General features: G+C 71.5%; 18 protein-coding genes. 5 read left to right on the top strand and 13 right to left on the bottom strand.

The features are described 5' to 3' along the window. Window positions 1-5 precede the first annotated feature (5 nt). The gene (locus ACFY1H_RS42935; protein ID WP_386955913.1) at window positions 6-890 is read right to left on the bottom strand and encodes a class E sortase; all 885 of its coding nucleotides are present in this window, start codon (window positions 888-890) and stop codon (window positions 6-8) included. Continuing rightward, on the bottom strand, window positions 887-1,096 hold the full coding sequence (locus tag ACFY1H_RS42930) for a hypothetical protein (protein ID WP_386955912.1): 210 nt from the start codon (window positions 1,094-1,096) through the stop codon (window positions 887-889). Before ACFY1H_RS42930 ends, ACFY1H_RS42935 begins: the two co-directional genes overlap by 4 nt. A gap of 4 nt (window positions 1,097-1,100) precedes the next feature. On the opposite strand from ACFY1H_RS42930, the gene ACFY1H_RS42925 reads away from it, so the two are divergent. After that, a complete protein-coding gene (locus ACFY1H_RS42925) occupies window positions 1,101-1,631 on the top strand; it encodes a hypothetical protein (RefSeq protein ID WP_386955911.1) in 531 nt (176 codons plus the stop codon). Window positions 1,632-1,721: 90 nt separating this feature from the next. After that, complete coding sequence (locus ACFY1H_RS42920; RefSeq protein WP_366586568.1) at window positions 1,722-1,886, top strand: hypothetical protein; 165 nt, start codon at window positions 1,722-1,724, stop codon at window positions 1,884-1,886. A gap of 241 nt (window positions 1,887-2,127) precedes the next feature. On the opposite strand, the gene ACFY1H_RS42915 is transcribed toward ACFY1H_RS42920, so the two are convergent. The 10 genes from ACFY1H_RS42915 to ACFY1H_RS42870 all read right to left on the bottom strand — a co-directional run bounded on the left by ACFY1H_RS42915 (window position 2,128) and on the right by ACFY1H_RS42870 (window position 14,425). Further along, a complete protein-coding gene (locus ACFY1H_RS42915; RefSeq protein WP_386955909.1) occupies window positions 2,128-2,862 on the bottom strand; it encodes a hypothetical protein in 735 nt (244 codons plus the stop codon). Beyond that, complete coding sequence (locus tag ACFY1H_RS42910) at window positions 2,846-3,922, bottom strand: DUF916 domain-containing protein (RefSeq protein WP_386955908.1); 1,077 nt, start codon at window positions 3,920-3,922, stop codon at window positions 2,846-2,848. The genes ACFY1H_RS42915 and ACFY1H_RS42910 overlap by 17 nt, the downstream gene beginning before the upstream one ends. An 83-nt stretch (window positions 3,923-4,005) precedes the next feature. Beyond that, entirely contained in the window at window positions 4,006-5,586 is a 1,581-nt protein-coding gene (locus tag ACFY1H_RS42905; RefSeq protein WP_386955906.1) for an Ig-like domain repeat protein, read from the bottom strand. A 20-nt stretch (window positions 5,587-5,606) separates the two neighbouring features. Next, on the bottom strand, window positions 5,607-6,590 hold the full coding sequence (locus tag ACFY1H_RS42900; RefSeq protein WP_386955905.1) for a hypothetical protein: 984 nt from the start codon (window positions 6,588-6,590) through the stop codon (window positions 5,607-5,609). A 150-nt stretch (window positions 6,591-6,740) separates the two neighbouring features. Beyond that, window positions 6,741-9,137, bottom strand: a complete 2,397-nt coding sequence (locus ACFY1H_RS42895) for a hypothetical protein (protein WP_386955904.1) — start codon at window positions 9,135-9,137, stop codon at window positions 6,741-6,743. Beyond that, window positions 9,134-10,741, bottom strand: coding sequence for a phosphate ABC transporter substrate-binding protein PstS (gene pstS / locus ACFY1H_RS42890; protein WP_366586584.1), 1,608 nt, complete (start codon window positions 10,739-10,741; stop codon window positions 9,134-9,136). Before pstS ends, ACFY1H_RS42895 begins: the two co-directional genes overlap by 4 nt. Beyond that, the gene (gene pstA / locus ACFY1H_RS42885) at window positions 10,738-11,937 is read right to left on the bottom strand and encodes a phosphate ABC transporter permease PstA (protein WP_386955903.1); all 1,200 of its coding nucleotides are present in this window, start codon (window positions 11,935-11,937) and stop codon (window positions 10,738-10,740) included. Before pstA ends, pstS begins: the two co-directional genes overlap by 4 nt. Then, a complete protein-coding gene (gene pstC / locus ACFY1H_RS42880; protein ID WP_386955902.1) occupies window positions 11,934-12,941 on the bottom strand; it encodes a phosphate ABC transporter permease subunit PstC in 1,008 nt (335 codons plus the stop codon). Before pstC ends, pstA begins: the two co-directional genes overlap by 4 nt. 72 nt (window positions 12,942-13,013) lie before the next feature. Further along, window positions 13,014-13,397 (bottom strand): hypothetical protein, encoded by a 384-nt coding sequence (locus tag ACFY1H_RS42875; protein WP_366586591.1) that lies wholly within the window; start codon window positions 13,395-13,397, stop codon window positions 13,014-13,016. Window positions 13,398-13,762: 365 nt separating this feature from the next. Then, window positions 13,763-14,425 (bottom strand): peroxiredoxin-like family protein, encoded by a 663-nt coding sequence (locus ACFY1H_RS42870; RefSeq protein WP_366586594.1) that lies wholly within the window; start codon window positions 14,423-14,425, stop codon window positions 13,763-13,765. A 124-nt stretch (window positions 14,426-14,549) separates the two neighbouring features. Between ACFY1H_RS42870 and ACFY1H_RS42865 the strand changes: the two genes are divergently transcribed. The 3 genes from ACFY1H_RS42865 (at window position 14,550) to ACFY1H_RS42855 (ending at window position 16,691) form a co-directional block, all read left to right on the top strand. After that, the gene (locus ACFY1H_RS42865) at window positions 14,550-15,167 is read left to right on the top strand and encodes a TetR/AcrR family transcriptional regulator (RefSeq protein WP_366586597.1); all 618 of its coding nucleotides are present in this window, start codon (window positions 14,550-14,552) and stop codon (window positions 15,165-15,167) included. A gap of 239 nt (window positions 15,168-15,406) precedes the next feature. Beyond that, entirely contained in the window at window positions 15,407-15,922 is a 516-nt protein-coding gene (locus ACFY1H_RS42860) for a nitroreductase family protein (RefSeq protein WP_366586599.1), read from the top strand. A 184-nt stretch (window positions 15,923-16,106) separates the two neighbouring features. Continuing rightward, window positions 16,107-16,691 carry an ArsR/SmtB family transcription factor gene (locus ACFY1H_RS42855; protein WP_386955900.1) on the top strand — a complete coding sequence of 195 codons (585 nt, stop codon included), beginning with the start codon at window positions 16,107-16,109 and terminating at the stop codon, window positions 16,689-16,691. Here ACFY1H_RS42855 and ACFY1H_RS42850 read toward each other — a convergent pair. Next, window positions 16,678-18,258 (bottom strand): cytochrome c biogenesis protein CcdA, encoded by a 1,581-nt coding sequence (locus ACFY1H_RS42850; RefSeq protein WP_366586689.1) that lies wholly within the window; start codon window positions 18,256-18,258, stop codon window positions 16,678-16,680. The genes ACFY1H_RS42855 and ACFY1H_RS42850 overlap by 14 nt on opposite strands. Window positions 18,259-18,260: the final 2 nt, after the last annotated feature.

Raw genomic sequence — 18,260 nt, 5'->3', positions numbered from 1 at the left:
TCTCCTCACAACAGGTTCGGCAGCAGCGAAGCCGCCTGGTCGGCCACCGTGACGCCGAGCGCGCCGAGCAGCGGCACCCCGATAACCCACGAATGCCACTTGCCGACGCGTTGGTGGACGTACACGACTCCGGCCGCGCTCACCACGAGCAGCAGGCCCCACAGCACGAGCGGCACCATCGCCGCCGGGTCGCCCGAGAGGGCCTGCTCCGACTCGCTCATCGCCGACGCCGGCAGCACGCCCCCGATCCCGACGGCCGGGGTGAGCAGCCGCGCGTCGACGCGCAGGACGTCGGCGGGCAGACCCGGCGGGCCGTCGGCGGTGACGAGCGTCAGCCGCCCCTGGCCCTGTGCGGGCGGGGCCGGCTGCGGGTCGCCGCTGTGGCGCACGCCCAGCACCTCGTACTCGTGCTTGCCCTGCCCGGTGGTGACGCTGATCAGGTCGCCGCGCTTGAGCTTGCCGATGTCCAGAAACGGCGAGCCGTACCCCGCGCGCCGGCCGAGCACCACGCTCGTGCCCGCCTGGCCCGGCAGCACCGTGTCGCGGCGGTGCCCCGGCCCGGCCTTCAGGACCTCCGACGTCGACCCCTCGCCGACGACCTCACGCACCCCGATCCGCGGCACCGTCAGCACCGCCACCGGCGTCCCCGGCTCCAGCGGGTGCCCGTCGGGGTCGTAGCCGCCGGCCGGCGCGGTGGCGTTCGCGAGCTGGTCGCGGAACGCCGCGTACGCGCGGTCCTGGTCGCGGTTGTGCGCCAGCTGCCCGATCACGGCGATCTGCACGACCAGGCACAGCATGAGCGCGCCGACGATCGACAGCGCCTGCCCGGTCACCCACACCGCCGCGGGTTTCCCCGTCGGCGGTGCGGCGACGTCCGTCTCGATGGTCACCGTGTGCGGCGGGCATCCGCCCTGCGCCGGCGGACCGCGATGAGCGCCACGGCGCCCAGCCCGATCAGCACGGCCGCGGCCAGGACGAAGAACCCGAGGTCGAACCCGGTGTAGGCCAGCGTGCGGCCCGGCACGTCGGTACCGACGTTCTGCCCCGCGCTGCCCCCCGAGCCGGGAGTGCCGGTGTCACCGGGCGGGACGGTCACCGAAGTGTCGCTTGTGGACGTGCTCGACGACGTGTCCGTCGCCGAGCTCGTCTCGGTGTCGGAGACCGTGCCGGAGGACGTCGTCGTGGCGGTCGTGGAAGCCGGCGTGGTGGTGCTGGGCGAAGTCGTGGACGTCCGCAGGGTGGTGGTGGTCGTCGAGGTGGGCGAGCTCGTGGACGTGCGGGTCGAGGTGGAAGTCGGCGTCGAGGTACCCGTCGAAGTTGTCGTGCCCGTCGTGGTCGTGGCGCTCGTGCTCGTGGTGCCCGTGGTCGTGGTCGACGTCGGCGTGCCCGTGGCGCCAGTGGTGGTGGTGCTCGTGGTGGTCGGCGACGTCGTGGTCGTCGTGGCCGTCGAAGTGTCCGAAGCAGACGGTGTGGTCGTGGTCGACGCCGGGCTCGAAGTCGTCGTAGAAGTCGAGGTGGCCGTGGACGTCGACGTCGTGGTGGAGGTCGAGGTCGGCTGCGAGGTGCTCACCGACGTCGGTGTGGTCGGCGTCGTCGACACGGGCGGCCCGCTCGGGTCCGTCGACTGGTAGTGCGTCGCGTCCGTGAAGTACATGTTCGTCGTGAAGGTGCCGGTCGACGTCTGCGAGAACGAGTCCATACAGGACACCTGCACCACGTAGGTGCCGGCCACGACCTCGGTCTGGTTGTCCGTGGCGATGTCGGTCATGCCCTTGGTGAACTGCACCGGGAAGGGCTGCGTGGTGGAGAAGTCCACGTCCTGCAGCCCGAACGTCGCCACCAGCCCGGGCGCGAACCCGCCGGGCCCGAAGACGTGGGCGATGTAGGAGTCGGAGTCGGGGGTGCAGCCCTGCGACGTGCGCACGACGGGAGCCGTGGCTCCGGTCCCCGTGGGCGGTTCGAGGGTGAGGGTGCCGAGGCTGCCCGGCGGGGGCAGCGCGGCCGAGGCGGTGGAGGTCACCAGGGTCACCACGACGATCGCCGCCGCGGCCGCCGAGGCACCCGCCACCACGAGCTGACGCTTACGCATGAAAGCTTTCCTTCCGCTGTTCAGGGGACAACCGCACTTCACCGGGCACGCCGGCGCACCACCCACGCGGCGAGCGCCACCGCGGCGACCACCAGGCCCACGCCCGCCACGAGGGCGAACGCGCCGATCAGCGTCGTCGACGGTTCCGCCGGTGCGGCCGCGTTTTCCGGCGCCGGAGCGCTCGTCCGCGGCCCGCCGCTGCTGCCGGATCCCGGGAGCGGGACCGGGGTCGAACCCGCGCCGGGCCCGGCCGGCACGGCCGACGTCGGCGGCACGACGCGCGACGAGGGCGGCGGCGCGGAAGATGTGGTCTCGGGCGCCCGGTTCGGGCCCTTCGCCGCGCCGAGCGCCGCGTACTTCACCGGGCTGTCGAACTTCAGCGACGCGGTGAACTCGCCCTTGCTCTCCTGGCTGAACGAGTCGATGCAGTACAGCGTCACGTCGTACTTGCCCGAAAGCGAGGTTCCGTTGTCCGCGGCGAAGTCCTTGAGCGTCTGGGCGAGGAACACGTCGAAGCCGCGCGTGTGCGACAGGCCGACGTCGGTGTTCGCGACGACCACCTGCCCCGCCGCGGGCATGCCCTTGCCGCGCAGGCTCGCGTAGTACGCGTCGGCGTCGGCCGGGCAGCCGGCGCTGGTGTGCATGCGGATCGAAGACGCGTCCTGGCCTTCGCCGGGCGTCACGACCAGGCCGCCGATCGGCGCCGCCTGGGCGGGCGCCGCGAACAGGACGAGCCCGCCCGCGACGAGCAGGAGCTCAGTGCGCAGCCGCATGTTCGGCCACCTCCTCCGCCGGCGGGGCTTCGGTCGTGCCACCACGCCGACGTCTGCGCCTCGTGAACACCACGGCGACCACGCCGAGGACCAGCACCAGGAGGATGCCGAGGAACGCCCACGGCACGGCGCTCAGCGTCAGGGTCTCCTCGACCGGCTCCACCGGGTCGGTGAACCCGGCCACCGGGTGCGGGTCGACGTGCACGGTCGCGTTCAGCCAGCCCGCGGGCAGCAGGCCGGAGACCTTCGTGGTCACCTTGAACAGCCCGCCCGGCAGCAGCTCCGGGATCGGCGGCAGCGCGGCACTGTCCACAGTGGTCCCCCACGGCGTGCTCACGCCCACGCGCTGCGTGCCCGAAAGGCGGGTGTTGCCGGTGTTGCGCACGGTGTAGCTCACGGTCGCGTCGCCGCGGCCGAACGGCGTCGGGTCGTAGGTGCCGGTGAGGCCGGTGATCGCGAGCCGCGGCGTGAGCTGCCCGGTCACGCGCAGGTAGATGCGCGCGCCGACGCGCTGCTCGACCGAGACCCGCTGCCCGTTCGCGCCCGTCTGCTCGGTGGTCAGCGCGGCGACGAGGCCCGCCGCGTGGTCACCGGGGGTCGCGTTCACGGGGATGGTCAGGCTGAAGGGGACGATCGAGACCGACCGGGGCTTGAGTGAGACGCTGGCCTGCGCGGGTTTGGTCCAGGCCCCGGCGTCCACCGACTTCTTGCCGGCGGCGAGCAGGTCGAACCCGCCCTCCGGGGTGTTGAACGCATCGCTCGCGTAGATCTTCAGCGTCACCGGGGTGGTGCCGACGTTGGAGACGGCGACGTAGTCCTTGACGACGGCGCCGGGTGTGGCGCCGTAACCGAAACTCGGCCGGTTGTCCGGCGCCTTCGCGGTGGCGGGGCGCACGCCGAACGTCACGCGCCGGTCCCCCGCGGGCGGCTGGGCGGCCGGGCGGAAAGCGGCCTCGGCACCGAGGTGAGAAGACGGGTGCGCCTCGGCGGGAGCGGCGGAGGCGGTGGCGGCGGGCGCGAAACCCAGCAGGAGCGCGGCGGCCAGTGCCACGAGGCGCATCGGCGTTTCCCTTCGGACGGAAGAACGACTGGGGGCCGGGTCTCCGGCGGGCGGCCGGCACCGCGCCGCCGGAGACCCGGTGATCAGATGGCGGTGAGCGTGAGCACCGCGGTGTAGGTGCCGGCGACGGTCGACGTCGGCACGTTCAGCGAGAGCCCGGCGCCGAGGTGCGCCGTGCCGTTGCCACCGTTCGAAGCGGCGGTGGCGAGGGTGCGGGAACCCGCCAGGCCGAGGCCCGCCGGAGCGGCCGCGCCCGGCTCCACGGCCGCGGCCGGGCCGACGGCCGGGCCCGCGGTGATGTTCTGCGCGGCCACCTTGTCGACCAGGACCGGGGTCCAGCCGAGGTTGGCGGCGTTGATCGCGTGCGAAGCACCGTCACCGAAGTCGGTCGCCTGGCCGGAGACGTTCCAGCCCGGGTTCCCGGCGCGGGTGTCGGTGACCGTGACCGGGTTCAGCTGGCCCGAGGTCTGCAGCATCGAGGCGTCGGGGAGCATCGTCGGCGACGGCAGGGTCACGTTCTCGTTGTCGACGCTGATGAGCAGCTCACCCGCGTTGACGGTCGTGGTGATGTTCTCCGAGGTGGCCACGCCCGCGAAGGCGGTCACCGACAGCGGCACACCGGCCGACTCCGAGGCCACGAACGCCGCCGGGTTGGCCGGGACGAACTTGGCGGTGAAGGTGTGGTCGCCCACGCCCAGCGTCGAGGTGTTCAGCGTCGCGGTGCCACCGGACAGCGCGACCGGGTTGCCCAGGTTCGCACCACCGTCGGTGAACTGGATCGAGCCGGCCGCACCCGCGGGGTTGACCGACGCGTTCAGCGTCACCGTGCTGAACTGCTGGGCCGTGCCGCTCGGCGTGACCGAGAGCGCGGTCGTGGTCGGGGTCGCGACCGGGGCGTTGACCTGGTAGGTCACCGCCGCCGACGTCGAGCCGCCGACGTTCTGCGAACCACCGGTGAAGACGGCGGTCAGCGAGTGGCTGCCGGCGGTCAGCGCCGACGTGGTCAGCACCGCGGTGCCACCGTTGACGGCGACCGGGTTGCCCAGGTTCGCCGCGCCGTCCTTGAACTGCACGGTGCCGCCGGCCGAGGCCGGGGTGACCGTGGCGGTCAGGGTGACGGTGCTGCCCTGCGTGGCCGGGGAAGCCGGCGAGACCGCGAGCGACGTGCTGGTCGAGACCGGCGCGTCGGGGTCGGTGCTCTGGTAGTGCGTGGAGTCGGTGAAGTAGATCGCCTGGGTGAAGGTGCCCTGCACCTCCTGCGAGAACGAGTCGATGCAGCTCGCGACCAGGTCGTAGCGGCCCGGCTGGACGGTGGTGCTGTTGTCCAGCGCGATGTCCTTCATCGACAGGCCCAGCTGGACGGGGAAACCGTCCGTGTGGGACAGGCCGACGTCGGTGGTGGTCGTCGCGATGAGACCGTTGGTGAAGCCGCCGGGGCCGAAGACGTACAGGTAGTACGCGTCGGAGGTCTCCGGGCAGCCCGCCGACGTGGTGGCCACGCCCGCGGTGGTGTCGACGCCCGTGGCCGGGCTCAGGGTCAGGGTGCCGAGCGTGCCCGGCGCAACGGCGGCCGAGGCCGTCGAGAGCGTGCCCATCGCCGCCAGCGCGGCGGTGACGATGACACCGCCCACGGCGACGCGGCGCAGCAGGGATCTGGTGCTCATGGAAGAGGTCCTTTTCCGGGTCAGGGCGTGACGATGCTGGTGTCGCCGCAGTTGGCGGCCTTGCCGAAGCCGTACTTCGTGATCACGTCGCCGGCGGCGCAGATCGCGGAGTCGGGGCCGACGAAGGTGCCGGCGTACGGCGCGTTGCCCACCTGGGCGCTCGGGATGACGTTGTAGACGTCCCGCTTGAACGACGAGGAGGTGTTCAGCGACGTCGGCGAGATGCCGTTGAGCGTGGCCAGCACGGCCTTGCCCTGCACGGCCGGGACCACGCCGTTGATCTGGCTCTGGTACTGGGCGATCGAGTACGGCGCGACGTTCGCCGGGTCCGTCAGGAACGTGCCGGTGTTCTCCTCGATCGGCGCGTTCGTCGGGTCGGTGTCGTGCACGCACGGGAACGTGGTGGTGTAGTTCGCGGCGTTCGTCAGGCCCAGCGAGGACAGGAAGAACGCGCGGGTGCCCGAGCCGAACTTCGGCAGCAGCGGCTTGTAGGTCGTGCCGACGCCCGGGGCGGTGCAGTTGTAGATGCTCTTGAGCTGCGCGGTGGTCAGCTTCTTCGAGATCGAGCTGTCCGAGCGCACCGCGTAGGTCACGGCGTCGACGGCGAACGGCACGTAGGTGAGGTTCTTGCCGGCGTAGCTCGACGAGTTGTTGGCCGAGGACCGCGCGAACTGCACGCAGTTGGTGCCGTTGTCGAGCGAGGCGACCAGGGCGTTGACGCCCTCACCCGAGTTGGCCGGGCGCGGGATGGTGCAGTTCGGCGTCGACGCGTCCTTCGTGGTGATGGTGACCGAGCCCACCGCGTCGTAGGAGGCGATGATCTTGGTGCCGCCGACGGTGATCGCGTCGGAGAGGCCGTTCACCACGCCCTGCGTGGTGTCGGAGCCGACACCCGCGAGCTGGCGGAAGGTCGGCGTGCCGCTCGGGTCGGCCTGCGCCACCCCGCTCAGGCCGAGCACCAGGGCCGCCGCGGCGACCGTGACGAGGGTTTTTCTTCTGCTCACTTCAGGTATCCTTTTCGCAGCAGGAATGCCCGGACTCGTCGTCCGGACCTGCCGGCGTCGCCGTTTTGCGGTCGTGACGCCGGTCTTGCCGGTTGCACCCGGCCCGTCGAGCTCAGGAGCGGCAACTCCCGGGCCGGCGGGCCGCGGACATCACCTCCCCATCCGCTTGCTCAGGCGCGTCAGCGCGGGCCCGGAGGCGACGGCGACTGCGCCCGCCGCGAGCAGGATCACCAGCAGGTAGCGCACGAACCCGACGGGCGAGCCCGGGGTGGGCCGTGTCTGCGCCACGTTCTGCTGGTCGGCCGTGGAAGTCGGCGGTGCCTTGACGGCCAGGGGTGCACCGCCCGGTGCGTTCGGCGGAGGTCCGGCGCCGGTGCCGGGCGTGCCGCCCACGCCGCCGGTGCCGCCCGAGCCGTCCGACGCCGGGGGCAGGTCGCCGCCGCTGGCGCCACCCGCGCCCGCGCCGGACGTCTGGTCGCCGGACGGGGGCGGCGGGGTGGTCTGGCCGGACTGGGCCGCGATCGTGTCGGCAGCGGCCACGGTCTGCGCGCGCATCGCCTCGGGCAGCGGCACGTAACCGGCCGGCAGGGTGCCCGCCTCGATTCCCGGCTTCTGGCCGTTCCCCACCGCGTACTTCAGGAACGCGGCGTAGTCGGCCCCGGCCTGTTTGTCCAACGCGGACGGTGCGGTCGCCGCGTAGGCGAGGTTCGTGAGCGGGTACGCGTCGGCGGCGGTCGTCGTCGGGTCCAGGTGCAGGACATCCTTGACCGCGCCGGGTTTCGCGGCCGCGACGGCGGCGAGCATCGCCGAGTCGGTCGGCGCGACGAACGCGCCCGAGGAGTTGCGCAGCTTGGCCGTGGGCAGGCCGTAACGCTCGGCCGTCGGGGTGTCGACCACGGCCAGCAGGCTGCGCTGGCCCTGGGGTTCGCGGTCGACGGCCTTGAGCTCCGGCGCGCCCGTCGGCGTCGCGAAGCCGGTGGGGGCCTTGCCGAGCGTGTCACCGCGGCTGATGGCGCGACCGGCCTCGTGCATGTCGTTGGCGAGCGGGCGCAGGTCGAGCGCGCAGCTGGCCAGCAGCCCCGTGCCGGCGCACGTCAGGTCGGAGCGCGGGAAGTTCGACACCGGCAGGTTCGTGCCGCGGAAGGACGGGTTGACCTTCATGCCGTCCGGGTCGGGCACGCCGTTGACGAAGTCGGACGCGTCCTTGTCGGCCTTGATCCAGTTCCACAGCATGGTGGTGGCGTCCATGTCCACAGTGGGCACAAGGGCGTCCACAGCGGACATCAGCCGGCCGGAGTCCTTGAAGTCGGGGTTGAGCCGGAGGAACTCCGGGTCGAGCGTGAGCGAGTCCGGGTTGCCCTTGAGGTAGTCCTGGCGCGTGGGCAAAGACAGCACGTACGACTGCGTGAGCAGCTTCGCCACGAGCCGCGGGTTGAGGTTCATCTCGGTGATCTGCTCGCCGTCGCGTTGCCACACCTCGGGCGGCACCACGCCTTCGCCGGCCGACTGGCGCTCGGTGATGAACGCGATGCTCAACCCGGACAACGCGATCGGCGCGTACACCAATGGTTTCGTGACCTGGTCCGGTGGCACCGGATCGGTCATGAACGCGAGGCCGGGGTTGTCCGACACCACGGTCTGGCGAGCGACGCCGTCGGGCACCTGGGTGAAGCCGTAGACGGTGCCGCCGCCGGCGCACAGCGTCGGCTGCCAGCGCAGCACGGCTTCGGACAGGAACTCGTCACCCGAGGTCTGCCGCTCGGCCGCGCCGAGCGGGCACGAGTCGCCCACCGGCTGGAACTTCAGCGGCACCGAGATGTGGTTGTTCCAGTTCGTCTGGCTCAACGGCGACGAGTCCAGCTGCGGCCGGTTGTCTCCGACACCGACCTGGGTGCCGTCGACCTCCCGGTCGCCGCGCGGCACGATCACCAGCCAGCACCCGCGCGGCGCGCCGTTGACGACGGTGCCGCAGCCGAGGCCGTCGGCCTCGAGTGCGGTCTGCACCTCGAAGTCGACCTCGCCGCCGCCGTCGAGCCGGGTTTTGGCGAGCGGGACCTCGTTGGTGGTGCCGGCGGTGAAGAACTCTCCGGTCGAGGTCGTCGTGACGCCGGAGACGGACGTGAACGGGACCACGGCCTGCTTGCCGTCCGCGGGTTTGATCGTCTCCAGCCCGTCTTTCAGGGTGCCGTAGCTGACCTGCCGCAGCCGCGTCCACGCGCCCGCGACCGGCGAGCCCTGCGCGGCGAGCCCGCCGTACTGGCACTGTTCCCGCTTCGGACCGGCCGGATCGTCGCCCCAGCACTGCATGATCTGCAGGTAGTCGGTGGCGAAGTTGCCCGACGGACCGGTCGGCTGCCCACCGGTCCAGGTCACCCGCACGGTCTGGTTGATCAGGTCGGTGGTCTGGCTGACCGTCACCTTCAGCGAGGAGAACGCGCCGGTGCCCGACACGGTGACCGCGGATCCGGTCTCGGCCTGGCTGGGGGCGGCCACGAGCAGCGCGGCCAGGGCGAGCAAGGCGGCCAGCAGGAGTCTGAGGTACTTCACGACCGGTCCCTGTCCTTGGTGAGGCGGCGGGCGAGGAACGGCGGGCCGATCACGAGCCCGAGCAGCAGAGCGACGGCCACGGACGTGAGCAGCGCCGCCGTGGCGTCGTCGCGCTGGGCGAGCGACACGGGCACCGACGAGCCACCGTCGGCGAGGTTCTGCGTGCCGACGGGCAGGCCGGTGTCGGGGTCGATCGCGCCGCCGCCGGGACCGTTGGCGGTGCCCGGCGCGCCCGGGGTCGAGCTCGTGTTCCCGGGGGTGCCGGCCGTGCCGCCGGGGCCGTTGCCGGCGGTGCCGCCCGGTCCGCCAGTGGTGTTCGAGTGGCTGCCCGCGCCGTTGTTCGGCGTCGAGGACTTCGCGCCGCCGGTGCCGGTGGTGCACTGGACCACGCCGATCTTGTCGCACGGCGAGGGCTGCGGGGCGTTCTTGGCGAGCAGGTTCGTGCCGTCCGGCGAGAAGGTCGGGTTGTGGCACTTCGTGATGTCAGTGGGCTTCTTCGTCGAACCGGGGATCCGGGCCACCTGGTTGAGGCCGGCCTGCACCAGGTTGATCGGCAGCGGCGAGTAGCCCAGCTGATCGGCCTGCTGCTGGCCCTCGCACAGGAAGTAGTAGGCGAAGTCCGACAGCGTCCGTCCTTTTTCGACAGTGAACGGCGCCGTCGGCGTGGTCGGCAGGATCATGTAGCTGTAGCTGGACAACGGGTACGTGCGCGGGTCGGGGTTCGTGTAGACGTTCCCGAGCTCCTGGGTCAGGTCCGGTTTGATCTGGGCCGAGAGCAGCGCGACCGCGACGCTCGGCGCCTTCGGCTCGATGTAGTACCCGGCCTGGTTGAGCACCTTGGCGATGGGGAACCCGGCGTTGCGCGCGTAGGAGTACTCGACGTAGGTGATCGCGCCCTCGCTCTGGTCCTGGCGCACGAAGTTGGTGACGCCGAGCGAGCCCGACTGCCCGATCATCGGTGGCACGAGCGGGTAGTTCGAGGTGAACCCGCACGGGGTCGAGCGCCCGGCCTTGCGGCAGAAGGCGTCCCACAGCGAGCCGTACTGGCGGGCCATGTAGGTGGTGAACTGCGCGCTGGTGCCCGAACCGTCCGAGCGCACCACCGGGATGATCTTGCGGGCCGGCAGGGTCAGGCCCGGGTTGTCGGCCTTGATCGCCGGGTCGGCCCAGGTGGTGATGGCGCCGGTGAAGATCTGGGTGAGCGTCTTGCCCGACAGCCGCAGGTTCGTCACCCGGGTGTTGCCGATGTGCAGGTTGTACATGAACGCCGTGCCACCGGCGACGATCGGCATGTACGCGAAGCCGCGGTTGGTCGGTGCGGCGTCGGTGACGCCGGCGTCGGTCAGGCCGTACGGGATCTCCGACACACCGAAGTCGACCTGGCCCGCCTTGAACTGGTTGCGGCCGTCGGTGGAACCCGTCGCGGCGTAGCTGATCCGCATGCCGTACTGGCCGACGTTCTTGCGCCACTGGTCCAGCGCGTTCGAGCTCCACGTAGACCCCGCGCCGCTGATGGGCACGTAGCCCTGCGCGAACGCGGTGCTCTGGCCGAGCAGCACCAGCGCCAGCGCGAGCCCGACCCAGCGGAAGATCCGGCTTCTCACTGCTGTTCCCCCTGCATTCTCCGAATGAAGCGTTCGCGGTCGGCGGCCGAGGCACGTTCGCGGCGCCGGCGTCCGCCGCGGGTCAGCTCCCCGGCCGGGCGGCCGCCCGCCAGCCGGGCGATCACGAACAGCACGAGCACCAGCAGCATCAGCACGGCGGCGGCGCCGAACCCGCGGGCCTTCATGGCCTCCTCCGGCGAGGTGACCAGTGAGAAAGTCGCCAGCGGCAAGGAGATCTGCGGGCCCGAGAGCGGGTCGGCGTTGAGGTAGGCGGTGAACCCGGCGGTGATCAGCACCGGGGACGTCTCGCCGATGCCGCGCGCGGTGCCGAGCAGGATCGCCGTGGTCAGGCCCGAGCGCGCGGTCGGCAGCACCACGTGCCACACCGTGCGCAGCTGCCCGGCGCCCAGCGCGAGCGACGCCTCCCGCAGCGAGCCCGGTACGAGCCGGATCACCACGTCGGAGGCCCGGATCACGATCGGCAGCATCATCACGCTGATCGCGCACCCCGCGGCCAGCCCCGACTTCTCCAGGCCCAGCGAGAGGATCAGCGCCGCGTAGACGAACAGGCCGGCCACGATGGACGGCAGCGCGGTCATCGCGTCGACGATCGTGCGCACCAGCCGGGAGAAGAAGCCGCGGGTCTCGTTGAGGAACACCGCGCACGTGAGTCCCAAGGGGACGGTGAGCACGAGCGCGATGGCGATCTGCTCCAAGGTGCCGACCGCCGCGTGGATGATCCCGCCCTGGCTCAGCGGGTCGAGCGGGCCGGCGTTGGCCATGTCGTCGGTGAAGAAGTTCCAGTGGCTCAACGCGTCGATGCCGCGCACGAGCGGGTAGCCGACGATCGTGATCAGCGACAGCAAGGCGAACGCGGCGAGGCTGTGCACGACCGCGGAGACCAGGCGGTCGCGGACCGCCAGCGCGTTGTCGGTCAAGGAGACCAGCAGCGCGTAGAGGCCGAGGAACAGCACCCACGCGATCGCGAGGAACCCGATGGCGCCGCCGAAGGGGGCGAGCTGGGTGAACACGATCGCGGTCAGCGCGATGGCCGCGACGAGCGCGCCCACCACGTTCACCGTGTCGGCGCGCCGGCCGGGCCGGGTGACGCGGCGGCGTTCGGGCGCCTCGGGTGCGTCGTCGAACTCGGGGAGCTCGGGGATTTCCGGGGTTTCCCGCGTGTCCAGGGCGGTCATGCCTCACTCCCCTGTCCGGAGCGGCTGCGCGCGATGATCGCGGACGCGCCGAAGTTGACGACGAGCGTGAGGGCGAACAGCGCGAGACCGGCCGCCATCAGCGCCGAGAGGCCGAACGGGCTGGCCGCGCCCCACTGCTGGGCGATGAGCGCCGACACGGAGTTCGCCCCGCTCTGCAGCACGTGCGGCTGGATGGTGAAGACGGGCGCGATGATCATGTACACCGCGATGGTCTCGCCGAGCGCGCGGCCGAGGCCGAGCATGGTGCCGCCGATCATCCCGCCGCGGCCGTAGGGCAGCACGACGCTGCGGATCATGCCCCAGCGCGTGGCGCCGAGCGCGTAGGCGCCTTCCCGTTCTCCGGGCGGGGCCTGGGAAAACGACTCCCGCATGACCGAGCAGGTGATCGGCATCACCATCATCCCGACCACCAGGCCGGCGAAGAAGGTGGAGCTGGCGAACACCGTCTGGCTGCTCAGCGGGTCGTTCGCGTCGTAACCGTCCACTGTGAACAGCGGGAACCAGCCGAGGTGGATCGAGAGCCAGCGCGGCACGTCGAGCAGGTTCCACTGCAGGAACACCGCGCCGAAGAGGCCGTAGACCACACTCGGGACGGCGGCCATGAGGTCCACCAGGCTGATCAGCACCCGCTTCGGCCGCGGCGGTGCGTACTCCGAGATGTACAGCGCCACCCCGCAGGCCAGCGGAAAAGCCACGCACAGCGCGGTTGCGGCGATGAGCAGCGTGCCGACGAGCACCGCGGCGATGCCGAAGTTGCCGGAGTCGGGCTGCCACGCCTGAGTGGTGAGAAAGGACAGTCCGGCCCGGCCGAGTGCCCGGCTTCCGTTCTTCAGCAGAAAACCGCCCACCACCACCATGATCGTGAGCACCAGCAGCCCCGCACCCAGCAGTGCCAGGCGGAAGAAACGGTCGGCGCCGCCGGGTCTTCCGGTCTTCCGGCGGGCCTGAGTTTCCCCGCCGGCGTGTTCGAGCACACCGGTCATGTCCCCTCCTCTCCGAATCACGCTCGCGCAGCTTTACCCGGACAGCTGTCGCAGGCCGGGCAAAAACATTAACTACGGACGAACACGCGTTCGGTTGATCTCGCGGCTGGATTCGGCCAGTTGATGAAAAGAACTACCCGAATTGATCGCGTGGAGACGACGGCGGTACTTGCGGCTGGACACGCCGACCGGCGTTCCGTCCAGGCGCAGCTGCCAGAGCCACATCCCCTGCTCGTCGCGCACGGTCAGAACTTGCGCGAGCTTGAGGCCGGCCTTGAGCGTCTGCACCGCGTGGGCGCAGGAATCACCGTCAGGGAAGGAATTAACCGACTGTGCGATGCTGCGGTTGTTGGCTGAGAGAAAACGCCACATGACGGCCCACCCCGAATCGGAATGCGCTCGTCCATTCAGTCCAGCAACCGAGATGGACACCATCTCGAACCGAGGCTCGGCCATCGTTTTCCTTTATTCCAGCGGTCCCCGACCGACGCGCTCAGGCTCACCCACGTCGGTATACGCCAGCCGAACAACGGGCAGCGCGGACGTGCTCCAACCGTTCACAGGGGATTAAACGCACAGTCGGGTCGAGCACCCCGGATCCGGCGATCCGGGTGGTGGACCCGAAAGACGATCTGTGGCCGCCGCCAGGGCGGGAGCCACCGTCAAAGGACGGCGGGTGGACGGACAATAACCGCCGCGGCGCAACGGTTTTCGCCCGCGCCGGGGACGACAAAGGCACCGGGCGAACCCGGTGCCTTCGGTCTTCGGCGGACGGCTGTGCGCCCGGGTCCCGCATCGGGAAAGCGGGCGCATGCCGCCGTTCAGAGCAGTTCGAGAGCCGCGACGATGTCCGAGGTCTCCGTGCGGGTGGTGTAGTTGGGGTGCACGTCGATCCAGCGGACGAAACCCTCGGCGTCGACGAGGACGACGGTGGGCATGGGGATGCCGCGGGTGCCGTCGGCGTTGATGTCGGCCAGATCGAGGCCCAGGGACTGCTGCGCTTCGCGGACCTCGTCGGTCGGGGCGGTGAGCACGCCGAGGCCGGCGGCGATCTGGTTGCCCGGGTCGGACAGCACGGTGAAGGTGAGCTCGTTCTTCTCGGCCATGGTCAGCGAGCCGTCCGGTTTCTGCGGGCTGATGGCCACGAGCTCGATGCCGCGGCCGGCGAGCGCGGGCACGAGCTGTTCCTGGTAGGTGCGCAGGGCGACGTTGCAGAACGGGCACCAGGCACCCCGGTAGGTCACGACCACGGCGGGCTTGCCGCCGCGCGCCGCGGTCAGCGTGGTGGCGGCACCGTGCGCGTCGAGCAGGTCGCCGTCGGGCATGGGCGCGCCGGCGGACAGCACGCCCGCGGGCACGCCGGCGGCATCGAGCGCGGCCTGCTCACCGCCGAACGCGGCCACGGCCCCGGCCGGCATCTTGCCCGCCAGACCCTCCTGCAGGGCCTCGACCCGTTCGGCGATGGTGCTGCTGGTGGTGGTCACATCAAGCCTTTCGACGTCCCCGCCAGCTCCGCTGGCCAGCAGAACTGGATAGCTCGATCCAGTAGTACCGGCCACGAACTGGATAGTCAAATCCAGTTAGCCGGGTTTTCCGTAGACTGGGGGCATGACAGAGACGGCGACGGCCCGCCTGACCGCGCGTGGGCAGGCCACCCGGGACCGGATCGTGTCCGCGGCCGCCCAGCTGATGGCCGAACGCGGCGTGGCCGGCACCAGCACCCCCGACGTACGCGACGCCGCCGGGGTCAGCTCATCGCAGATCTACCACTACTTCGCCGACAAAGGCGCCCTGACCAGGGCCGTCATCGAGTTCCAGACGACGCGCATCGTCGGCGGCCAGCACGCCCTGCTGTCCCGGCTCGACAGCTTCGCCGCCCTGCGCGCCTGGCGCGACGCGCTCGTGCAGCTGCAACACGACCTGCACTGCCAGGGCGGCTGCCCGCTCGCCACCCTCTCGGGCGAGCTCGCCGAACACGACGCCGGCGCGCGCGCCGCCCTCGCCCACAGCTTCACCCTCTGGGCCGAGGCCATCCGCGACGGGCTCCGGCACATGATCGACCACGGCGTGCTGCGCGCGGACACCGACGCGGAGCACCTGTCGCTGGCGATGCTGGCCGCGCTGCAGGGTGGTCTCGTGCTGGCCCAGGCGCAGCGCTCCACGAAGGCACTGGAAGCGGGCCTGGACTCGATGATCGCGATCATCGAGCGCCACGCGGCGAAGTAAGCTCCCGCGTCCACAGCGGACAGTCCACACGCGAAAGAAAGCCGTCGCCGGAAATCCGCCCGACCACGCGAGACCACGCCGGCCCACCGCATTCTCCAGCAGGCCGTGAGCAGGACGCACCTCGCACCGCCGCACCGGTTCTCCGGCAGCGTCGTCCTGCCGAACGGCCGTCTGGCTTCTCCGACCCCGCCGTGACAGCCTGGTCCGGCACCGGCCCGCCGCGTGAAGAGGAGAACGCCATGGAGACCTGGGACGCCATCCGCGCCCGTCGCAACGTCCGCAGCTACACCGGCGAGCCGGTGGCCGAAGAGCACCTCACGCGGATCGCCGAGGCCGGCTGGCGCTCGCCCTCGGCGTCGAACCGCCAGCACTGGGACTTCGTGGTCGTGACCGACCGCGAGCAGCTGCGTGAGCTCTCCACGGTCTGGCAGGGCGCGGGGCACCTCGCCGGCGCCCAGGCCGCGATCGTGCTGGTGGTGCCCGAACCGGCCGACGACCGCACACGCGTGCTCGACCAGTACGACCTCGGGCAGGCCACCTACGCCATGATGCTCGCGGCCGCCGACCTCGGCATCGGCACCGGGCACTCCTCGATCGGCGACCAGGACCGGGCGCGGGAGATCCTCGGGGTTCCGGCCGACCACGTCGTGTCGCTCATGCTGGCCATCGGCTATCCCGCCGACCGGCCGCTGCGGCCCATCAAGAACCCCACTCGCCGCCCGTTCGACGAGGTCGTGCACCGCGGCCGGTGGTGACCGTTTCGAGCACGCTCGAAAAGCTTGTCCCCCCGCCGTGGCGTCCCCAGGATGGGTGCCGCGGCGACCGCCCCGTGACCGCTCGACCATGGCGCCTGACCGCGCGCCGTCCGATGCCGGGCGCGGACGACGCGCAGATCGTCCGCGCCGCGGCCGCGGCGTCGGTGAGCCAGAAGCGCACGGCGTGGTCGGCGCCGGCGGTGGCGAGGCGGCTGCCATCGGGGGCGAAGGCGCCGTGCAGGACGACCGCCGCCTGCGCGCCCGCGCCCTGCTGGACTCCGGCGTCGAAGGCCTGCTGACCGGCCTGCACCCGCTGCTCACGCGCTCCGGCGACACCCTGGTCCTGCACGGCACCCACGTGACCGGCGACCTGCACCTCGACGGCCGCGGCGTCCGGCTCGTGCCGTCGTTCTTCTGCCACGGCGCGCCGACGGTGCTGGCCGACCCCGCGCTGCCGCCCGTGATCGTCTACCCGATGGCCCTGGACCCGCGGAAATACCCCTTCGGCCACGCCCCGGCGACAGACGCCTCGGCCGCGCTCGCCACCCTCCTCGGCAAGACCCGCGCCCACCTGCTCACCGCCGCCGCGGGCGGGCGCACCACCACGGAACTGAGCCGCCGTGTCGGCGTCTCCCCCGCGTCGGCCAGCTACCACGCCTCCATCCTGCGCTCGGCGGGCCTCCTGACCAGCCACCGCGAGGGCACGATGGTGCGCCACTGCCTCACCGACCTCGGCTCGGGTCTGCTGCGGAACGTCAGCCGAACGTGAACGAGTAGGCCTGCAGCCCCGGGCTCAGCTTCAGCGTCACCGTGCCCTGTTGCGGCGTCGGGGTTTGCACGACGGCGTGGATGTCCGGGCTGCCGGACACCGGGATCGTCTTCGTGACGCCGCCGGCGGTGGCCGTGACGGTGCCCGTGCCGCCGACGTCGAGGTAGACCGCAGAGGCGTCGTAGGTGAGGGTGAGGGAGGCGTCGTCGCCGGCCGTCAGGTATTCGGGGGCGGTGGTCCACTTGCCGTGGAGCTCGACGGGCGCGCCGCCGGCGCCGCTGCGCTCGGAGCCGAGGTAGGTTTCGGGGCTCTGCAACGGGTTCGTGGGGGTGTCGTCGGCGACGTCGGTGCGCGGCGGCAGCGTCTGGCTCGGGTTGGCGGTGGTCAGCAGCTCACGGATGAGCGACTCGGTGCCGTCGTAGTCGCCTTCGCCGATGGAGACGTGGCGGACGTGCCCGGTGGCGTCGGCGAGGTACTCGGCGGGCCAGGACTCGTTCTTGAACGCGTTCCAGGTGGCGTAGTCGTTGTCGATCGCCACGGGGTAGGTGATGTGCTGGCGGGCGGTGCCGGCCGCGACGTTGGCGGGGACGTGCTCGAACGCGTACTCCGGTGTGTGGACGCCGACGATCTCCAGGCCCGCGTCGTGGTAGCGCTGGTACCACGCCTCGACGTGCGGGATGGCGCGCTGGCAGTTGATGCACGAGTAGGCCCAGAAGTCGTAGAGCACGACTTTCCCTTGCAGCGCGGCGGGTTTCCCGCCGGGTGTGTTCAGCCACTGGCTGATCCCGGCCAGCTGCGGCGCCGTGCCGCAGTCCTGCAGCTCGTCGGACGGGTCGCACGCCTGCAGGCCGCCGCCGCCGACCTTGTCCGCGCCGAGGGCCTGGTTCAGCCCGGCGGTGTAGTCGGGAATGGCGCGCTGCAGGGCGTCGGTGACGTTGAACGTGAGCGCGACGGCCAGCCCGATCACCACGATCCCCGCGGCGATGCGCACCTGCCGCTGCCGGTCGCGGAACGCCTTCACCCGCTCGGCGACGCGGTTGCCGGCCATCGCGAAGAACAGGAGCGGAATCGCCGTGCCGACGGCGAACGCGACGGTGAGCGCGACCGTCGACACGCCGATCGTGTGCGTCGCGCCGGCCACCGTGATGGCCGCGAGCACCGGCCCCGCGCACGGCACGTAGACGGTGCCGAGCGCCAGCCCGAGCACGAACGCACCGCGGTCACCCGGCACGGATTTGCGGCCCAGGCGGACAAACGGGCGTTCCAGGAGGTCTTGCACGCGCGGGAACATCATCGCGACGCCGAGGACCACCAGCACCACGAGGCCCGCCCAGCGCAGCACGTCACCGGGCAGGTGCAGCGCGGCGAGCACGAGCGTGCCGAGGAGCGTGACGAGGCTGAAGCTCAACGCCAGCCCCGCGACGATGAGGAACGGCCGGCGCCGCGTCGGTGCCGTGCCGGTCTTGCGCGCGCCGCTCGCCCCGCCCGTCATGAACAACACCGGCAGAACCGGGAGAACGCAGGGCGAAATGCCGGTGATCAGCCCGCCCACCAAGCCGATCAGCACCA

Origin of the sequence: Amycolatopsis sp. NPDC001319, from assembly GCF_042896185.1 — a bacterium.
In the GTDB taxonomy this organism is placed as follows: Bacteria; Actinomycetota; Actinomycetes; order Mycobacteriales; family Pseudonocardiaceae; genus Amycolatopsis.
This window is presented reverse-complemented; position numbering and strand designations above follow the sequence as displayed.

What these genes read in the sequence shown, in the direction of transcription:
- ACFY1H_RS42860 (WP_366586599.1), top strand. Translation starts at nt 15,407, where the DNA reads ATGGAGACCTGGGACGCCATCCGCGCCCGTCGCAACGTCCGCAGCTAC.
- ACFY1H_RS42910 (WP_386955908.1), bottom strand. Translation starts at nt 3,922, where the DNA reads ATGCGCCTCGTGGCACTGGCCGCCGCGCTCCTGCTGGGTTTCGCGCCC.
- ACFY1H_RS42915 (WP_386955909.1), bottom strand. Translation starts at nt 2,862, where the DNA reads ATGCGGCTGCGCACTGAGCTCCTGCTCGTCGCGGGCGGGCTCGTCCTG.
- ACFY1H_RS42905 (WP_386955906.1), bottom strand. Translation starts at nt 5,586, where the DNA reads ATGAGCACCAGATCCCTGCTGCGCCGCGTCGCCGTGGGCGGTGTCATC.
- ACFY1H_RS42875 (WP_366586591.1), bottom strand. Translation starts at nt 13,397, where the DNA reads ATGGCCGAGCCTCGGTTCGAGATGGTGTCCATCTCGGTTGCTGGACTG.
- pstC (WP_386955902.1), bottom strand. Translation starts at nt 12,941, where the DNA reads ATGACCGGTGTGCTCGAACACGCCGGCGGGGAAACTCAGGCCCGCCGG.
- ACFY1H_RS42865 (WP_366586597.1), top strand. Translation starts at nt 14,550, where the DNA reads ATGACAGAGACGGCGACGGCCCGCCTGACCGCGCGTGGGCAGGCCACC.
- pstA (WP_386955903.1), bottom strand. Translation starts at nt 11,937, where the DNA reads ATGACCGCCCTGGACACGCGGGAAACCCCGGAAATCCCCGAGCTCCCC.